This window comes from Frigoribacterium sp. ME-P-080 (genome assembly GCF_030209595.1).
Taxonomy (GTDB): Bacteria; Actinomycetota; Actinomycetes; order Actinomycetales; family Microbacteriaceae; genus Frigoribacterium.
The window spans coordinates 448,455-466,319 of sequence record NZ_JARVRR010000002.1 but is presented as its reverse complement, the minus strand read 5'-3'; the positions used below and the strand labels follow the sequence as shown (position 1 = coordinate 466,319).

At 72.6% G+C, this 17,865-nt stretch carries 17 protein-coding genes; 7 read left to right on the top strand and 10 right to left on the bottom strand.

Annotated elements, in window-relative coordinates; translation table 11 throughout:
• Positions 1 to 23 precede the first annotated feature (23 nt).
• Genes QRN23_RS03710 through QRN23_RS03695 form a run of 4 tightly spaced genes read right to left on the bottom strand, consistent with a single transcriptional unit; the run spans position 24 to position 3,947 of the window.
• Entirely contained in the window at positions 24 to 1,112 is a 1,089-nt protein-coding gene (locus QRN23_RS03710) for a phosphotriesterase family protein (RefSeq protein ID WP_285062594.1), read from the bottom strand.
• Positions 1,109 to 2,164, bottom strand: coding sequence for an ABC transporter permease (locus QRN23_RS03705; RefSeq protein WP_052505095.1), 1,056 nt, complete (start codon positions 2,162 to 2,164; stop codon positions 1,109 to 1,111). The genes QRN23_RS03710 and QRN23_RS03705 overlap by 4 nt, the downstream gene beginning before the upstream one ends.
• Positions 2,161 to 2,916: an ATP-binding cassette domain-containing protein gene (locus QRN23_RS03700; RefSeq protein ID WP_056043006.1), complete on the bottom strand. Its 756-nt coding sequence runs from the start codon at positions 2,914 to 2,916 to the stop codon at positions 2,161 to 2,163. Before QRN23_RS03700 ends, QRN23_RS03705 begins: the two co-directional genes overlap by 4 nt.
• Positions 2,916 to 3,947: a substrate-binding domain-containing protein gene (locus QRN23_RS03695; RefSeq protein WP_123571672.1), complete on the bottom strand. Its 1,032-nt coding sequence runs from the start codon at positions 3,945 to 3,947 to the stop codon at positions 2,916 to 2,918. Before QRN23_RS03695 ends, QRN23_RS03700 begins: the two co-directional genes overlap by 1 nt.
• A 255-nt stretch (positions 3,948 to 4,202) precedes the next feature.
• Here QRN23_RS03695 and QRN23_RS03690 point away from each other — a divergent pair, with 255 nt between their 5' ends.
• Positions 4,203 to 5,228, top strand: a complete 1,026-nt coding sequence (locus tag QRN23_RS03690) for a LacI family DNA-binding transcriptional regulator (protein WP_056043012.1) — start codon at positions 4,203 to 4,205, stop codon at positions 5,226 to 5,228.
• Between the two features lie 63 nt (positions 5,229 to 5,291).
• Here QRN23_RS03690 and QRN23_RS03685 read toward each other — a convergent pair whose 3' ends face one another.
• Entirely contained in the window at positions 5,292 to 6,404 is a 1,113-nt protein-coding gene (locus QRN23_RS03685; protein WP_285062590.1) for a M20 family metallopeptidase, read from the bottom strand.
• A 166-nt stretch (positions 6,405 to 6,570) separates the two neighbouring features.
• On the opposite strand from QRN23_RS03685, the gene QRN23_RS03680 reads away from it, so the two are divergent.
• Positions 6,571 to 6,951 (top strand): hypothetical protein, encoded by a 381-nt coding sequence (locus QRN23_RS03680; RefSeq protein WP_159827370.1) that lies wholly within the window; start codon positions 6,571 to 6,573, stop codon positions 6,949 to 6,951.
• 35 nt (positions 6,952 to 6,986) lie between these two features.
• The gene (locus QRN23_RS03675; RefSeq protein WP_200413035.1) at positions 6,987 to 7,718 is read left to right on the top strand and encodes a hypothetical protein; all 732 of its coding nucleotides are present in this window, start codon (positions 6,987 to 6,989) and stop codon (positions 7,716 to 7,718) included.
• A 122-nt stretch (positions 7,719 to 7,840) separates the two neighbouring features.
• Here the strand turns inward: QRN23_RS03675 and QRN23_RS03670 are convergent, their stop codons facing one another.
• Genes QRN23_RS03670 through QRN23_RS03660 form a run of 3 tightly spaced genes read right to left on the bottom strand, consistent with a single transcriptional unit; the run spans position 7,841 to position 13,814 of the window.
• Complete coding sequence (locus tag QRN23_RS03670) at positions 7,841 to 9,145, bottom strand: M1 family metallopeptidase (RefSeq protein WP_285062589.1); 1,305 nt, start codon at positions 9,143 to 9,145, stop codon at positions 7,841 to 7,843.
• Positions 9,142 to 13,134, bottom strand: coding sequence for a Pls/PosA family non-ribosomal peptide synthetase (locus QRN23_RS03665; protein WP_285062588.1), 3,993 nt, complete (start codon positions 13,132 to 13,134; stop codon positions 9,142 to 9,144). Before QRN23_RS03665 ends, QRN23_RS03670 begins: the two co-directional genes overlap by 4 nt.
• Positions 13,131 to 13,814 carry a 4'-phosphopantetheinyl transferase family protein gene (locus QRN23_RS03660; RefSeq protein ID WP_285062586.1) on the bottom strand — a complete coding sequence of 228 codons (684 nt, stop codon included), beginning with the start codon at positions 13,812 to 13,814 and terminating at the stop codon, positions 13,131 to 13,133. Before QRN23_RS03660 ends, QRN23_RS03665 begins: the two co-directional genes overlap by 4 nt.
• A 151-nt stretch (positions 13,815 to 13,965) precedes the next feature.
• On the opposite strand from QRN23_RS03660, the gene QRN23_RS03655 reads away from it, so the two are divergent.
• The 3 genes from QRN23_RS03655 to QRN23_RS03645 all read left to right on the top strand — a co-directional run bounded on the left by QRN23_RS03655 (position 13,966) and on the right by QRN23_RS03645 (position 15,487).
• Complete coding sequence (locus QRN23_RS03655; RefSeq protein ID WP_285062584.1) at positions 13,966 to 14,235, top strand: hypothetical protein; 270 nt, start codon at positions 13,966 to 13,968, stop codon at positions 14,233 to 14,235.
• Positions 14,236 to 14,305: 70 nt separating this feature from the next.
• Positions 14,306 to 14,782, top strand: coding sequence for a Rho termination factor N-terminal domain-containing protein (locus tag QRN23_RS03650; protein WP_285062582.1), 477 nt, complete (start codon positions 14,306 to 14,308; stop codon positions 14,780 to 14,782).
• 72 nt (positions 14,783 to 14,854) lie between these two features.
• Complete coding sequence (locus QRN23_RS03645; RefSeq protein ID WP_123571678.1) at positions 14,855 to 15,487, top strand: Pr6Pr family membrane protein; 633 nt, start codon at positions 14,855 to 14,857, stop codon at positions 15,485 to 15,487.
• Between the two features lie 26 nt (positions 15,488 to 15,513).
• On the opposite strand, the gene QRN23_RS03640 is transcribed toward QRN23_RS03645, so the two are convergent.
• Together QRN23_RS03640 and QRN23_RS03635 are read right to left on the bottom strand one after the other, a co-directional pair.
• Complete coding sequence (locus QRN23_RS03640; RefSeq protein ID WP_285062581.1) at positions 15,514 to 16,086, bottom strand: YdeI/OmpD-associated family protein; 573 nt, start codon at positions 16,084 to 16,086, stop codon at positions 15,514 to 15,516.
• 92 nt (positions 16,087 to 16,178) lie between these two features.
• Positions 16,179 to 16,811: a LysE/ArgO family amino acid transporter gene (locus QRN23_RS03635; protein WP_285062579.1), complete on the bottom strand. Its 633-nt coding sequence runs from the start codon at positions 16,809 to 16,811 to the stop codon at positions 16,179 to 16,181.
• Between the two features lie 69 nt (positions 16,812 to 16,880).
• On the opposite strand from QRN23_RS03635, the gene QRN23_RS03630 reads away from it, so the two are divergent.
• Positions 16,881 to 17,831, top strand: a complete 951-nt coding sequence (locus QRN23_RS03630) for a LysR family transcriptional regulator ArgP (RefSeq protein ID WP_159827391.1) — start codon at positions 16,881 to 16,883, stop codon at positions 17,829 to 17,831.
• Positions 17,832 to 17,865 lie beyond the last annotated feature (34 nt).

The following is a 17,865-nucleotide window of genomic DNA, read 5'->3' as shown; positions in this document are numbered from 1 at the left end:
GCTCGGTGCCGCGTCGTCGCCCCTCAGCGGGTCAGGGCGGCGCCCTCGAAGAGGTCGCGGACGTTGCGGGTGCCGACGCCGTGCACGATCTCGGCGTCGACGCCGAGGTCGGTCAGCCGGTCGAGGAACACCGCGGGGACGTACGAGAGGCCGTTGCCGCCGTGCTTGCGCAACATGCTCTTGAGGAAGAGGTCGTGGCTGAAGAGCAGACGGCGGCCGAACCCGGCCGAGGCCAGGCGGGCGATGGCCGTGGCCGTCTCGACCGGCGACGGCGACTGCCCTTCGCCGGGCAGGGAGAAGCGGTACGGCATGCCGATCATGTCGAACTCGAGCCAGACCCCGCGCTCGGCGAGGCTGCGCTGGTAGTCGGGGTCGCTGCCGGACGGGTCCATGTGGCAGAGGACGACCGCCGTGGGGTCGACGCCCTCGTCGCGCAGCACGACGTCGAGCACGCGGCCGCCGTGCCGGACGAAGCCGGGCAGGTGCACGAACATCGGCAGGCCGGTCTCGCGTTGCAGGCGGCAGGCCGCGCGCAGCGAACGCTCCTCCCGCTCGGTGAACCCGGGCGAGACGCCGATCTCGCCGATCACGCCCGACCGGGGCACCCCGGTCTCGGCCGGGTCGGCCCGGTACTGCGCGACCAGGCGCGAGGCCAGGTCGTCGACGGTGTCGCGGCCCGTGGCCTCGGGGTGGAACCGCTCGAGGTACCAGCCGCCGCCGGTGACGACGGCGACCCCGCTGCGGCGCGAGATCTCGGCGAGACGGCGGGGGTCGCGCCCCTGTCCGTCCGAGGTCAGCTCGACGACCGTGCTGCCGCCGAGCTCGCGGAACGCCACGAGCTCGTCGACCGCGTCGTCGTCGCCGTCGAGCACGCAGTTGTCGCGGCAGGCGAGCGGACGGTCGCGCAGCAACCAGGCGATCTCGGGAGAGACCGGGGCGTCGAACAGCTCGGGGAAGTCGGGGTCGGGTTCGAGCCCGCCCTCCTCGATGCTGTTGATCAGGTGCTCGTGCGGCAGCGTGTAGCCGAGGCGGTCGCTCGGCACGGGACCGGTGACCGTCTGCACCTCGACGACGGTGGTCGTCTCGACCCCGAACCCTCCGACGCGGCTCATCGGGTCACCCGCTTGCGCACCAGGTCGGTGAACGAGCCGCCCCGCAGGTTGATCCAGATGACGATGATCAGGAGGCTGCCGGTCACGATGGGCACGATGTAGGGGCTCAGGCCGAGCAGCGTGAGGCCGTTGGTGATGACGCCGGTCAGGATCGCCCCGATCGCCGTGCCGATGACGCTGCCCTTGCCGCCCAGCAGGTTCGTGCCGCCGATCACGACGGCGGTGATGACCGTCATGGCGAAGTCGACGCCCGAGTTGGCGTCGCCCGACCCGAGCCGGGCCGCGGTGATGATGCCGGCCGCGCCGGCCGCCGTGCCGCTGAGCACGAGGGCCATCATCTTGACGAAGCGGGTGTCGACGCCCGCCCGGCGGACCGACTCCTCGTTCGAGCCGATGCCGGTGATGTACTGGCCGAACCGCATGCGCTGCAGCCCCACGATGCCGACGCCGACGATGATCAGCGCGAGCCAGGCCGGGTACCCGAGCCCGAACAGCCGGCCCTGCCCGACCTGGGCGAAGATCAGCCCCGAGCCGATGGCGATCGAGTAGCCCTTCGTGATCAGCAGGGCGACGCCCCGCACGATCGACATGGTGGCCAACGTGACGATGAACGACGGGATGCCCTGGTAACTCGAGAACCAGCCGTTGACCAACCCGCAGAAGGCTCCGACGGCCAGGCAGATGACGATCACCAGCACCGACTCGAGACCGGCCCGCAGCAGGACCGCCCCGATCACCGAGACGAGGGCGAGCGTCGACCCGACCGAGAGGTCGATCATGCCCGCCGTGATGACGAAGGTCATCGCGACGGCCACGATCGCCGCGGGGGCGACCTGCACGGCGACGTTCCGCAGGTTCGTGCCGGTGAGGAAGGTCGGGGTCGCCACCGAGAAGACGACGATGACGACCAGCGTCACGACGAGCATCAACAGGGTGGACTTGTTGACGCGTTGCAGGGCTTCCCAGCGGCGCTCGCGCACGTCGGTGGAGCCGTGCCCGCGACCCGGCTCGGGGCCGTCGGTGCGGGTGGGGTCAGAGGTCGTCGCGGTCATGCGGCAGCGCTCCCTTCACGGGTGATCATGTCGACGAGCGACTCGATGGTGAGGTCGTCGATGCGGGCGTCGTCGACGCTGCGCCCCTCGTACATGACGGTGATGCGGTCGCAGACCCGGAAGAGGTCCTGCAGCCGGTGGGTGATCAGGATGACGCCGACCCCTCGGGCCGCGACCTCCTTGATGAGGCGCAGCACCGACTCGACCTCGGTGACGGCGAGGGCGGCGGTCGGCTCGTCGAGGATCAGCACGTCGGGGTCGACCGACGCGGCGCGCGCGATGGCGACCGACTGGCGCTGACCACCCGACAGCTGCGAGATCAGCTGGTGCGTGGACGTGACGCGGACGCCGAACTCCTTGAGCACGGCCGTGGCCTCGGCGTGCATGGCCCCGACCTTGAGGAAGGGCCCGACCCGCGGCTCGCGGCCGAGGAACAGGTTGGCGGCGACGTTGAGGCTGTCGCAGAGGGCGAGGTCCTGGTAGACGATGCCGATGTCCTCGGCCTGGGCGTCGCTCGGGGACTGGAACCGCACCTCCTTGCCCTTGATGCTGATGCGGCCGCCGTCGTGCTGGACCGAACCGGCGAGCACCTTCATGAGGGTGGACTTGCCGGCGCCGTTGTCGCCGACCAGGCCGAGCACCTCGCCGCGCGCGAGGCGCAGGTCGACGCCGCGCAGGACGTCGACGGCGCCGTACGACTTGCGGATGCCCTCGAGTTCGACGAGCAGGTCGCCGGTGGTGACGTCGGTCATCAGCCCTCCAGGTAGTACGAGAAGTCGGCCAGGTTGTCGGGCGTGACGATCGTGATCGGCACGTCGACGGTCGTCGGCACGTCGGCGGTGCCGCAGGCCAGGTTGATCGCGGCCTTCGCGGCCTCGTAGCCGAAGCCGAAGGTGTCCTGCTGGATGACGGCCTTCACGTAGCCGTCCTGCAGACCCTCGACGGCCGAGGGCGAGAGGTCCCAGCCGACGATCGTGACGCGGTCCTGGGCGCCCTGGCTCTTCACCGCGGCGATGGCGCCGTTCAGCGCGGGCTCGCCCGTGGCGTAGATGTACTCGAGGTCGGGGTTGCCGGTGAGCAGGTTCTCGGCCGCCGCCTGGGCGTCCTCGTTGACGTTCTGGCCGTCGACGATCGTGCCGATGGTCATGCCGCCGGCCTCGACCGCGTCGGTGAAGCCGTTCTGGCGCTGGATCTGGATCGCGCTGTTGAGCGCTCCGACGACGCCGACCTCGCCCTCGCCACCCGTGATGTCGAGGAAGGCCTTCCCGAGCTGGGCGCCGCCGTCCTCGTTCGCCGTGCCCACGTACGAGTCGATCGCCGAGGCGTCCTCGACCGAACCGTCGGCCGCGACGACCGGGATGCCGGCCGCCTTCGCCGCGGTGAGCGCCGGGATCAACGCGGTCGCGTCGACCGGGTCGACGATGAGCGCGTCGACCCCCGAGGCGACGAGGTTCTCGACGCCCGAGACCTGCGTGGCGCTGTCGTTGTCGCCGCTGACGATCTGCAGGTCGGCACCGGCCTCGTCGGCGACGTCCTGGACGCCCTCGTTCATCTGGGTGAAGAAGGCGGTCTGCTCGTTGATGTCGACCATGCCGAGCTGCAGGGTGCCGCCGCCCTCGGGGGCACAGGCCTGGGGGACGTCGGTGGGGGCCGGGCGGGTCGAGGTCGAGCCGCCGGACGCGGAGCCGGAGGCGGTGGTCGAGGACGAGTCGCAGCCGGCGAGGGTGCCGATGGCGATGGCGCCCACGGCGAATGCGGCGAGGACGGTACGGGTCGTGGGCATGAGGAGCCTTCCTGGGGAGGACGAGGTGGAGCATGCGGGACTGGCGAGGGGGCGATCTCGGTGGGGTCGAGATCGACGGGCAATCGATTTCCGTCGGGAACTGCGTCAAGAGTGACGCCTTCGTGTTTCGAGTGTCAACACCTTTGTGTTTCCGACGTGTAAAAGAGATCCGGGGCGGGCAATCGGTTTCCCGCGAGGGGACGATACGATGAGGGGATCACCCGTCGTCCCCGGCGGCCACGCCCTGAGGAGCCCATGAACGCCGTCACCATCTCGGACGTCGCCCGCCGGGCGGGCGTCTCCGCCGCGACGGTCTCGCGCGTCATGTCGGCGTCGCGCCCGGTCGGCCGCGAGGTCGAGGCCCGCGTGCGGCTGGCGGCCGACGAGCTGGGCTACTCGGGCAACGGCATCGCGCGCGCCCTGCGCACCCGCCGCACCGACACGGTCGGCATGGTCGTCCCGAGCATCCTCAACCCGTTCTTCACGACCCTGGTCGACAGCCTCGAGAGCGCGCTGCACGGCGAGGGCAAACAGCTGTTCCTCTGCGACTCGCGGCAGGACCCCGCCGTCGAGGCCGAGCACCTCCGGTCGCTCATCGAGCGGCACGTCGACGGCATCGTGGTCAGCCCCGTGCACGACACCGAGAGCGCGGCGGCCGTCGCCGCGTCCGCCCGGGCCGTCCCGCTGGTGCAGCTCGACCGCCGGGTCGACGTCGCCGGCACCGACTGGATCGGCCTCGACGACGCCGAGGCGATGAAGCTCGTCCTGACGCACCTCGCCGGGACCGGTGCCCGCTCGGCCGCGTTCGTGACCTCCGAGCTGACGAACTCGTCGACGACCCTGCGCCTCCGGGGCTTCCGGCACTGGGCGGCCGAACTCGGCATCCGCGAGGTGCGCGACGGGGTCGTGCTCGGCGACTACTCGGTCGACAGCGGCGACGCGGCGGCCCGCCGACTGCTGACCTCCGACGACCGCCCGGACGCCATCGTCTGCGCGGACGACCTGATCGCCATGGGCGTGCTGAGGGCGGCCCGCGAACTCGGGGTGTCGGTGCCCGACGAGCTGCAGGTCACGGGCTTCGACGACATCGTCTTCGCCTCGTACGTGACCCCGGCCCTGACGACCCTGGCGCAGCCGACCGACCGCATGGCCGCCGAGGCGCTGCGACTGCTCTCGCTGCGGGGCTCCGACGACGGAGGACTCGGAGGCGCGCGCGTGTCGTTCGCGCCGAGGCTCGTCCGCCGGCAGAGCACGCGGTCGTCGACTCCCGAGCCCGCCTGACCCGTCCGCCCCGTCGGGCGTCGGTCAGTGCTCGACGGCCCCGACCGCCCCGTCGGGCGTCGGTCAGTGCTCGACGGCCCACCGCCCGCCGACGCGGCCGAACTGCTCGACGGCCCGCAGGACCGCCTCGACCGACACGGACTCGTCCACCGTGTGGACGACGGTGGGGTCGCCCGGGCCCCAGACCACGACGGGCACCCCGTCCTCGAGCGACCGCACGAGCACCGAGGCGTCCGTGAAGTACGACGCGGGCGCCTCCGAGACCGGGGCGTCGAGCCCGGCGAGCCAGGGATGGTCGCGCGGGGTCCACACCGCGGCCAGGTCGAGGTCGACGCGGACGTCGGTCACCTCGGGCTGGCCACGCCACCAGTCGACGAGTTCGTCGACGTCCTCCCGGACGACGCGCAGGTCGATGCGCGCCTCGCAGACGTCGGGCACGATGTTCGGCACGCTGCCGCCCGAGACGACGCCGACGTTGACCGTCTCGCGCCCGAGGTCGGCATGGGACGAGAGCGGCAGGTCGTCCAGGCGCCCGAGCACGGCCACCAGGTCGAGGATCGCGTTGTGGCCCCGCTCGGGCGTGCTGCCGTGCGCGGCGACGCCCGAGGTGCGGACGGTCGTCCAGAGGGCGCCGCGGTGACCGAGCACGACCTGCCCGTCGGTCGACTCGGGGATCACCACGGCCCCCACGCGCAGGCCCGCGAGCAGGTCGACGACGGCAGGAGCCCCGAGGCAGCCGACCTCCTCACCGGTCGAGACGGCGAGCGCGACGGGTGCACCCTGGCGCAGGAGGTCCCGCACGGCGACGATCGAGGCGGCCAGGCCGGACTTCATGTCCGAGGCACCCCGCCCGTACAGGCGGTCGCCGACGACGGTCGAGGCGAAGGGATCGTGGGTCCAGGCCGAGGCGTCGGTCACCGGCACGACGTCGGCGTGCGACGCGAAGACGAGCAGCGGCCGGTCGACGGCGACGGACGTCGGCGAGACCAGGAGGGCCGCGGGCTCGCCGTCGGCCCCGGGGGCGAAGGCGACCCGCGCCTCCTCGACGCCCTCGAACTCCGCGGCGACGCGGCGCAGGACGGCCGCCTCGCCCGGTGAGCCGCTGGTCGAGTCGATGGCGACCAGGTCGCGCAGCAGGCTGAGCACGGGCACCTCGGACGGTTGGACAACGGTCATCCGCCCACGGTAGTCATGGCATGTGTCGGGCTCGTGTCGCGAGAAGGGCCGCAAGCAGGAGCGCGCCTTCGACGGGCTACCCCGCCGCAGGCGACATGGGGATCATCCAAGGGTAATTCGAGGGTAATCAATGGGGTAATCGGGGGGCGTCATCTATGATTCCTTCATGCCCACGCGTACGATCACCGGCCAGCACACCAGGACCGCGCGGATGGACGTCCATGAAGTGGCGAATGTCCTCGTGCACGGCTTGGGCCCGACACTCGTCGCCGCCATGACCGGCTCCAAAGACCGCAAGCTACCCGCGAAGTGGGCTCGATCCGACGGGCCCACCCCGGGTCCCGACTTCACACGACGTCTGCAACTCGGCCACAGGGCGTGGGCAGCACTGGTCCAAGACGAGGGTGCCCACATCGCCCGCCAGTGGTTCATCGGTGGCAACCCCCTCCTCGGCGAAAGCACTCCCTTGACGGCCATTCGCGAGGACCGCGGTCGCGAAGTCATAGAGGCCCTCACCGCGTTCCTTCGAGATGAGCCGGACGCCTGAGGGTGAACGGGGGCACCACGTGTACCGCGACCGGCTTGCGCCTCGTGCCGGAACTCGGCGAAACCACCTACCGCATCGCGAAACCGAGATACGGAGCGCTGTCGGCTCCCGAGCGGACTGCCAGGAGCGCACGAAAAAGGTGGGGGCGCTACGACTCCCTGGGCCGCACGCTCTACCTGGCTCGCGAGGCCGAGTCGGCTTTCGCTGAAGTCCTCTCCCCGTTCAAACGGCAGCTCGGCGCACTCGATCCTCTCGAAAGCGATGCCGCCGCGCTCGGCCTCACGCGAAGCGAGCTGCTCGAACTCGTGGCCGAGGAATGGGGCGAGGCCCAATTCATGGGCATGGGCGCCGTGCCACAGCAATGGCGCGTCGACAGGTGCGTGTATGAGGTGATCGGACAGGGGGACGGGTGGTGGATCGACGTGGAGCATCCTGACTCGCTCTCGGTCCTGGAAGCAACGATCGAACCCACGCTCATCCGTCAGGGCGTCAGGAGTCTGACGACGGCGGTTCTGAGGGGCGAGAACCGCATCGTGACCACCGCCGTCGGCATGCACCTGCGAGGCATCGAGCTGTTCGACGGCTCGGTCGCTCGTGGTCTTCAGTTCGGCAGCAAGCACGGGGGTGGATGGTGTCGCGCGGCGTGGATGCCCGGCGCAGCGGACTCATGGTCTGCGGACTTCATCGCGACGAGTGGCGAGCCGCTCCTCGTCACCGACGAGCACCTCGCCCGCGCCAGCGAGCGGTTCCGCATAAAAGTCTTCTGATGCGCAGCTCGACGCGTTGTCGCAGGCCTGACTCATCCGGGCTCCGCGTCAGTGCGCGACCGTTCGTCGTCTGACGACTGCAACAGCCCAAGGAGCGCATCCCGACGGGACTGCAATGCCGCCTACGGCAGCGGCGGCAGGGCCCGCTCGTCGAGCCAGGGACGCAGCAGCGGTCCGACGGGGTGGCCGGAGACGCGGGTGGCGAGGGCGACGAAGTCGGCCGTGGTCGCCACGCCGTGCCGGTGCTCGGCGGTCCAGGCACGCAGCACGTCGAAGAACGCGACGTCGCCGACCGCCGAGCGCAGGGCGTGCACCGCGAGCGCCCCGCGCTTGTAGACGCGATCGTCGAACATCAGGTCGGGGCCGGGGTCGCCGACGAGCAGGTCGCGGGGCAGACCGGCCAGCCGCGCGCGGGTCTGGGCGGCGATGCGCGCGGCCGACGGACCGCCCGAGGCCTCGGACCAGATCCACTCGGCGTAGCAGGCGAAGCCCTCGTTCAGCCAGATGTCGCGCCAGGTCGTCAGGCCCACGCTGTTGCCGAACCACTGGTGCGCCAGTTCGTGCGCGATCAGTCGACGCGACCCGCCCGCCCCGTCGGCGTGGTTCGCCCCGAAGATCGCGAGGCCCTGGGCCTCGAGCGGGATCTCGAGGTCGTCGTCGGTGACGACCACCGAGTACGACGCGAAGGGGTACGGACCGAACCGCTCGACGAAGCAGGCCATCATGTCGGCCACCTCGCCGAAGTCACGACCGATGCGGGACCGCATCGCGGGCACCCCGGCGAAGACGCCGGGCACCCCCGCGAGCACGACCGGCACCAACTCGTAGCGGCCGATCTGCACCGTCGCGAGGTACGTCGCCGTGGGCTCGGGCTGCTCGTAGACCCAGGTCGTGCGGCCGGACCGCGTGTGCCGGTCGGTCAGCTCACCGTGGGCGACGACGGCGTAGGGCTGCTCGGTCGTGACCTGCACCCGGTAGGTCGCCTTGTCCGCCGGGTCGTCGTTGCACGGGAACCAGGTCGCCGCCCCGTTCGGCTGCGAGGCGACGAGTGCGCCGTCGGTCAGCTCCTCCCAGCCGAGGGTGCCCCAGCGGGTGCGGCGGGGTGCGGGCGAGCCCGCGTACTCGACGACCACCTCGACCGGCTCACCCGGCACGGTCTCCTCGGACAGCGTCACCGTGAGCTTCGTCGCCGACTGCGCGTGACGCGCCTTGCGCCCGTCCACCCGCACCTTCGCGGCACGGAGGCGGAGCAGGTCGAACACGAGCGTGCGGACGGCCTCGGTCGGCACGACCGTCAGCGTCGCCACGCCGTCCAGTCGGTTCGTCGCCACGCGGTACCCGACCACGAGGTCGTACGAGCGCACGCCGTACCCGGTGTTGCCGCTCTCGGGCGTGTAGCCGTCCGGGGTCGCCGCCGGACCGGTCACTGCGAGACGGCGTGGTAGTCCGCGAACGTGACGTCCCGCCACGGGCCGATCGGGTTGCCGCTCCACCGGCTGCCGACGGGGACGACCTCGCCGCGCATGACGAGCGACGCGGGACCGACCGTGGCGTGTTCGCCCAGACGGGCCGCGGGCAGCACGACGCTGTGGGGTCCGAGGGTCGAGCCCGCGGCCAGGGTGACGGTGTCCATGCTCATGATTCGATCATGGAACAGGTGGGTCTGCACGACGCATCCTCGATTCACCGTCGACGCGTCGTCGAGTCGCACCAGGTCGGCCTCGGGCAACCAGTAGCTGTCGGTCCACACGCCGCGACCGATCGAGGCCCCGAGCGAGCGCAGCCACCACACGAGGGCCGGGGTGCCGGCCGCCGCGTGGGCGAACCAGGGGGCCGCGCACATCTCGGTGAAGGTGTCGGACACCTCGCTGCGCCAGACGAACGACGACCAGAGCGGGTGCTCGCCGGCCCGGATGCGCCCGACGAGCGCCCACTTGGCGAGCGTCGTGACCCCGGCGGCCGCCGCCCCGACGGCGAGCATCACGACGCCGCCGACCGCGGCCGTCGCGCCGACCCCGATCGCGTCGACCAGCGCCCACAGTCCGACGACCAGGCCGAGGCCGATGCCGCAGGTGACGACGACGGGCACGATCCGGCTGAGCTCCCACGCGATGCGGGCCACCCGGAGGTGCGTGGCCGGGCGGAAGGTGCGGGTCTCGTCGGCGACGGCGACCGTGCGGCGCAGGCGCACCGCGGGTGAACCGAGCCACGACGACCCCGCCTTGGACTTGCGCGGAGCCGACGAGAGCACGGCCACCAGACCGTCCTTCGGCACCTTGTGGCCCGGGGCGGTCATGCCCGAGTTGCCCAGGAACGCCCGCCGGCCGATCTCGGCCCGGGCCACGCGAAGCCAGCCGCCGCCGAGCTCGTACGACGCCACGAGCGTGTCGTCCGCCAGGAAGGCTCCGTCGCGGACGGTCGTCATCGACGGCAGCAGCAGGACGGTCGACGCCTCGACGTCCCGCCCGATCTCGGCCCCGAGCAGGCGCAGCCAGACCGGCGTGAACAGGCTCGAGTAGAGCGGGAACAACAGGGTGCGCGACAGGTCGAGCAGGCGTTCGGTGCTCCAGACCTGCCAGCCGACCCTCGACCGCACCGCGAAGGTGCCCTCGGTCACGCCGAGGGCCCACAGGCGGGTGAGCGCGACGACGAGCACGGCGGCCACCAGCCCGGCCACGAGCGTGCCCGGCACCAGGAGGGCGAGGGCCCGCCACCACGCGTCCGTCAGCGAACCCGCACCCCGCACGCCGAGCGCGACGACCGCGCCTCCTGCGCTCAGCGACGCCACCGGCAGCAACGCGACGACGACGGCCGACGCCCCGTAGGCGACGAACCACCGGGTGGGTGCCGGGGGTCGGTCCTCCGGCCACCAGGCGCGGGTGCGGCCGATGCGCTCGGCCGGCGACCCGGCCCAGTGCTGACCCGAGGGCACCCGCCCGAAGACCGCGGAACCGGGCGCGATCGAGGCGTCCTTGCCGATCCGGGTGCCGGGCAGGAGGGTGCTCCGCATGCCGATCGTGCTGCCCGCACCGATGCGGATCGCCCCGATGCGGACGACGTCGCCGTCGATCCAGTGCCCGGCCAGGTCGACCTCGGGCTCGACCGACGCCCCGCGACCGATGCGCAGCATGCCGGTCACGGGCGGCAGGGCGTGCAGGTCGACGTCGGGTGCGATGCGAGCCCCGAGGGCCCGCGCGTAGTAGCTGATCCACGGGGCGCCGGCGAGCCCGACCGCCCCGATCTGGTGCGCGACCTGCTCGGCCAGCCAGAGCCTCAGGTGCACGCTGCCGCCGCGCGGATGATCGCCCGCCTCGACCCCCCGGAGGAGGAGGCGCGAGGCCAGCACCGAGATCGCCATGCGTCCCGGCGGGGTCGCGAACACGAGGATCGCGACGACGAGCAGCCCGCCGTCGACCGCCGGCAGGGCGTCGAACCCGCTCCACCAGCGCAGCACGGTGCTCGCGGTCAGGGCGTAGGTCAGCCAGCGCGCACCCGACAGCACGAGGAGGGGCACCCCGAGCAGGGTCTGCAGCCATTGGGTGCGGCGCGGGGTCGGCACCGACCGGTGGAACACGGCCGGCGGGGCCTCGTCGTCGACGTCCGCCACCGTCAGCGCCTCGGCCAGCGCGCCGAGCCGGGGGTGCGAGTAGATCTCGGCGACGGTGAACTCGGGGTCGAGCTCGCGCAGCCGGGCCACGAGCTGGGCGGCGGCCAGCGATCCCCCGCCCAGGTCGAAGAAGTTCGCGTCGGCGTCCGGGACGGGTACGCCGAGGACCTCGCGCCAGCGGTCGGCGACGAGCTGCTCGACCGGGGTCATCGAACCGGCACCGTCGGGCCGGCCACCTCTCCCGTCGCCACCGGTCGACGAGTCGACCAACGGCCAGGGCAGCGCGTCGCGGTCGATCTTGCCCGACGTCTTCGTCGGCAGGTCGCCGGTGACCAGCGCCAGCAGCGGCACCAGCGCGGCCGGCAGTCCGTCCCGGAGGCGGGCGAGGGCGGCGCCTCGGTCGAAGGTCTCGGCCGACGCGACCGCGAGGTAGCCGACGAGCACCTGGTTGCCGGCCGCCGTCGTCCGCACCGCCGCGGCGGCGCCGCCGACCCCGGGCAGGGCCTGCAGCGCGGTCTCGATCTCCCCGAGCTCGATCCGGCGCCCGCCGACCTTGACCTGGTCGTCGGCCCGCCCCTGGAACACGAGCCCGGCCCGGTCGAACCGCACCAGGTCACCGCTGCGATAGGCGCGCTGCCAGCCGAGCTGCTCGTGCGGGGCGTACTTCTCGGCGTCCTTGGCGGGGTCGAGGTAGCGGGCCAGGCCGACGCCGCCGATGATCAGCTCGCCCACCTCGCCCTCCGCGACCGGGTCGCCCTCGGCGTCGACGACGGCCACGTCCCACCCGTCGAGCGGCAGACCGATCCTCACCGTCTCTCCGGCACGCACCAGCGCCCCGGTGGCCACCACGGTCGACTCGGTCGGCCCGTAGGTGTTCCACACCTCGCGGTCGTCGCCGACGACCCGGTCGACGATCTCGGGCGGGAGCGCTTCTCCGCCGAAGATCAGCAACCGGACGCTCTCGAGGGCCTCGTCCGGCCAGAGGGCCGCGAGGGTCGGCACGGTCGAGACGACGGTGATGCCGTGGGTGACGAGCCACGGCCCGAGATCGGCACCCGACCGGACGAGGCTGCGAGGGGCCGGCACCAGGCAGGCGCCACTGCGCCAGGCCAGCCACATCTCCTCGCACGAGGCGTCGAACGCGACCGACAGTCCGGCCAGCACCCGGTCGCCCGGTCCGAGCGGATCGAGCCCGGGCGACGACAGGAACATCCTCGCCTCGGCGTCGGCCAGGGCGGCCGCCGAGCGATGACTCGCGGCGACGCCCTTCGGCGTGCCGGTCGAGCCCGAGGTGAAGATCACCCAGGCGTCGTCGTCCGGGGTCGGCGACCGGTCGTCGTCGGCGAGCGCCGTGCCCCGCCCGCTGACGTGCCCGGCCGGCGCGGCGAGCACGAGGCTGTCGGGTCGGTCGGCGTCACGCGGGGTGAAGAGTCCCCCCGCCGAGACGATGCCCGCGACGCCGGCCTCACCGAAGACCAGGGCGGCCCGCTCGTCGGGGTCGTCGGCGTCGACCGGCACGTAGGCGGCCCCGGTGGCGAGGACGGCGAGGATCGTCAGGTAGAGCGACGAGTCGCCCGAGGGCATGCGCACGCCCACCCGGTCGCCGCGGCGCACCCCGGCGTCGGCGAGCGCGCGCGAAGCGGCTCCGACGCGGACGACGAGTTCCGCGTAGCTCCACGCGCCCCGCTCGTCCTCGAGGGCCGAGGCGTCCGGGTGCTCGAGCGCCGTGGCCCGCAGGACGTCGACGAGCGTCCGGGGTGCGGGGGCCGCGGGCGAACCGGCGATCACGCCGGGCAGTGTCTGGCTCACGGCCGCACGGTAGGGACCCCAGGTGTCACGTCGGTGAACTCGACCGCGTCCAGGGCCGGTCCGGCCACGGCGAGGAGGACGCCGGTCATCGATCGCCGGTCGTGGACCAGTCCGCGTCGACCGTCCGTGGTCGTGCCCCCGGGCCCGGGCCCCAGACGAAGCGCCGACATCGCGGTGGTCAGTCCCTCCCCCGTCGACTTGAGCAGCGCCTCCTTCCGCACCCAGGCGCGCAGCACGTCCACGTCGACGTCCTCGGGGCTCACGTCGGGCCGGAGGTGCTCGAGCGCACCGGCCGGACGGGCCCCTTCGACGTCGACGCCGACGGGCGCCCCGGCCCGCACCGCCACGGCGGCCCAACGACCGCTCCGGCTGAGGCTCACGTGCAGGTCGTCCGACGGCACCGGCACCGGCCGACCGTGCGGACCACCGCACGAGCGACAGGCCTCGCGTCCGAACTCGATCGACCCGGCCTCCCGGCCGGTCACGGACGAGAGCAGGAGGCGCAGCGCACGATGCGAGGCCAGGTACCGACGCGCGTCGGTCGCGTCCACGAAGGCCGCCGCGCGGGCCCGCTCGTACGCGTCGCAGACCTCGCTCGCCGGAGGCGCGCCGGCGTCGCCTTCTCGGCCGAGGCCGAGGTCGAGGTCGAGGTCGACCAGCCACACCCGCGCGCCCGTCACGGCAGGCGAGCCTAGCCGCGTCCGCACCCGCGCCGGGGCTCCGTTCACCTGCCGTTCTCCGGGTGGGGTGATGATCCGGTCGGCGTCCGTGACCCTCCCGACCGGTCCGGGACGCCCCTCCACCCGTTTCCCTCACCCGAGAGGCCCCCGCATGGCCAAGAAGATCCCCACCGCGCTCGCCGAACTCGTCGACGCCCTCGAGCACCACGCCGAGGCCGTCACGGCGAAATCGTCGTCGTCCAAACGGCTCGGTCGCGCCACCGCGAAGGTGCGCCGCGCCTCGGCCGCCTACACCGAGGTGGTGGCCGCCCGCACGGGGCAGCCGAACCCGTTCGTGGACTTCCTCGATCCCGAGACGATCGAGTCGCTCCGTGCCGAGCGGGACCGCATCGCGAGCGGCAAGACGACGCCGGTCGACTGACAGCCGTCCCAGGTGGGCGTGCCACGCTCACAGGCACGATTTCCGCACGTTCGAGAGAGGGGCCGATCCCGTGGCCGACCAGAAGAAGCTCAAGAAATCCGCCGCCAAGGCCTACGACAAGGCCGAGGACGCCGTCACCGATGCCCGCGCCGCGGTCGCCGAGGCCAAGCGTCGTGCGAAGAAGCTCGCCAAGAAGAGCCGCCCGTCGGTGAAGCCGCTCGAGAACGCCCTCGACGACGCCACGTCCGGCTTGAAGGACGCCAAGAAGACGGCCAAGGGTGCCGTGCAGGGCTCGAAGGGTTCGGCGTCGAACGGTTCGTCGTCGAGCACGTCGTCCGCAACCCCGGCCAAGCCGCGCTCGATCTACACGCCGCCCCTGCCCGAGGTCGACGAGACCACCGTCCAGCTGTCCGACGGTCACGACGCCCACGTCGACCTGCACGCGCAGACCCTCGTCGCCCTGCGCGCCCTCGCCCGCACCAAGGGCATCACGAACGTGTCGCGTCACACCAAGGCGACCCTGATCGAGAAGATCGAGCAGGCCTGACCCGGACGCCGGCGTCGACCCGATGACCTCGTGAGCGGCTACGGGTCGGCTCCGCCTCACTAGGGTGAGGACATGACGCGCGCTCAGCTCATGGTCCCGTACCGGTTCGTCTTCGCCGCGCTCGCCCTCGTGGCCGTCTCCGCCCAGTTCGCGGACACCCTCGAGAACGACTACAGCGTCGTCAACTTCTTCTCGTTCTTCACGAACCTGAGCAACCTGTTCGCCGTCGTGGTCTTCACCGTCGGCGGCGTCCGGACGCTGCGCCGCCGTCCCGGCAGCCGGGCCTGGGACGTCGTCCGGCTGATCGCGGTCGTGAACATGGTGTTCGTCGGCCTCGTCTTCAACCTGCTGCTGACCGAGGTGGCCGGCGGCGTGCTGCCCTGGGTCAACGTCGTCGTGCACATGGTGATGCCCGTCGCCGTGCTGGTCGACTGGCTCGTGTTGCCCGTCGGCCGTCGCCTGCCCTGGGCCGCCGCGGGCCTCGGCCTCGTCGTGCCCGTCCTCTACAGCGTGTACTCGCTCGTCCGCGGCGCCGTCACGTCGTTCTACCCCTACCCCTTCTACGACCCGGAGGCGCTGGGCGGCTACGGCCCCGTGGCGCTCTACATGGTCGTGCTGCTCGTCGCACTCGCCGTGCTGTCGGTCGCGCTGGTCGGTCTGGCGCGCCTCGCCGGCCGCTTCTGGAAGCAGCGCTCGCGCCGCTGAGGCGACCCGCGCCTCCTGCGGGCGGCTCAGCGGTAGTGCTGTTCGCCGCGGGCGGCCGCCGCGACCACGTCGCGGATGCGGGCCGCCCGGGTCTCGGGCCGCTTCAGTGCGGCCAGCCGGAAGTACACCCGGAACCGCTCGGTCTTCGTCATCGTCGCGAAGTGCGCCGCCGCCACCGGGTCGGCGTCGAGCGCTGCCTGCAGGTCGTCAGGAGGCACGGCGTCCTTCTGGCGGTAGGCGGCGTCCCAGCGGCCGTCGTCCTTCGCCCGGTCGACCTCGGCCTGTCCCGCGGGGGTCATCCGCCCCTCGGCGGTCAGGCGTGCGACGTGTTCGCGGTTCACCTGGGACCAGGGGCTGTCCTTCCGCCTCGGCTGGAACGCCGTGAGCGTGAAGTCGTCGTCGAGCCGGCTGGTCTGGCCGTCGATCCAGCCGTGGCAGAGGGCGACGTCGAGGGCCTCGGACCACGTCATGCCCGGCCTCGTCGACCGCACCTTGCGGAGCGTCAGTCGCACCCCACCCACGTCGGGGTCGCCCTCGAGGTACTCGCGCCACTGCTCGACCGTCACGTCGAGCACGGGCTTGTCGGCGAAGCTGACCATGCGGCGACCCTACCGGCGGCGAGGCGTCACGACGTGCCGCTCCCCTGCGGAACCGAGCGGCCCGTCCCGACCCCTCGAGGGGCGGCCGGCCGTCAGAGCCCGAACAGCAGCCGCAGCCCGAGGGCGACCATCACGACGGCGATCACCGCGTCGAGCACCCGCCACGCGACCGGCTTCGCGAACAGGGGACGCAGGAGGCGCGCGCCGAACCCCAGCGCCGAGAACCACACGAGACTGCCCGTGACGGCCCCGCCCGCGAACCACCACCGCAGCTCGGGCGGCTGGTGGTTCGCCACCGAGCCGAGGAACACGATCGTGTCGAGGTAGGTGTGCGGGTTGAGCCAGGTGAAGGCGAGGGCCCCCAGGACGGCCGGGACGACCCGCGCGGGCGGCGCGCCGGCCTCGACCGTGAGCGCGCCCACGGGCCGGATGGCGCGCTTCGCGGCGAAGACGCCGTAGACCAGCAGGAACCCTGCCCCGACGATCTGCACGACGACGACCGCCTGCGGCGCGGCCTCGACGAGCGCGCCGACCCCGGCCACCCCGGCGCTGATCAGCACGGCGTCGCTCACCGCGCAGACCACGACGACCGGCACGACGACGCGGGTCACGGCCTGGAGCCCGACGCGCAGCACGAAGGCGTTCTGGGCACCGATGGCGACGATCAGGGCGAGGCTCGTGCCGAAACCGAAGAGGGCGGCGGGCACCACGGTCGCGAAGGTCATGGCGACACGCTAAGGGCGCGCCAGACCATCACGCCAACTCATGTTCGTGATGCTGCATAAGCTCGACTCATGGCCCGTTTCGCGCTCGACCAGCTCGACACCCTTCGCACCGTCGTCGACGAGGGCACGTTCGAGGCGGCGGCGAGACGCCTGCACGTCACGCAGTCCGCGGTGTCGCAGCGCATCAAGCAGCTCGAACGAGCGGCCGGGCAGGTGCTGCTGCGACGCACGACACCGGTCACCACGACCGCGGCCGGTGACGTGGTGCTGCGTCACGCCCGCCAGGTCGACCTGCTCACGTCGGACGCGCTGGCCCGGCTCGGCGCCGGCCGACCCGACGGAGGGGACGACGGTGACGACCCCGTCCCCACCACCCTGCCCATCGCCGTCAACGCCGACTCGACGGCGACCTGGTTCCTCGACGCGCTGGCCGCCGTCCCGCCCACGGTGCCCGTGGTGTTCGACCTGCGCCGGGCCGACCAACAGCACACGGCCGAGCTGTTGCGATCGGGGGACGTGCTCGCCGCCGTCACCGCGACCCGGGAGCCCGTGCAGGGCTGCAGCTCGGAGCCGCTCGGCGTCATGCGCTACCGCGCGGTCGCCAGTCCGGGGTTCGTCGAACGGTGGCTGGGCGCCCGACCGAGCGCGGGAGGAACCGCCGAGCCCAGGGGCCTCGACCACGGACGGCTCGATCGTGCCCCGATGGTGGTCTTCGACCGCGCCGACGACCTGCAGCACGACTTCGCGCGTCGGCTCACCGGTCACGAGCCGCTCGCACCCCGGCACCACGTGCCCGCCTCGGCCGACTTCGCCCGGGCCGTCGTGCTCGGCCTCGGCTGGGGCATGCTGCCCGAGGCGCAGGCCGGCCCCGAACTCGACGCCGGCCGTCTGGTCGAACTGGCCGCCGGCGACCCGGTCGACGTGCCGCTCTTCTGGCAGCGCTGGACCCTCGCCTCGCCCCTCCTCGAGGCCGTCACCGACGCCGTCCGCGCCACCGCGCGCCACGCCCTGCACCCCTGACGCCCCGGCTCGCCGGTCGAGTGGTCGCGAATCG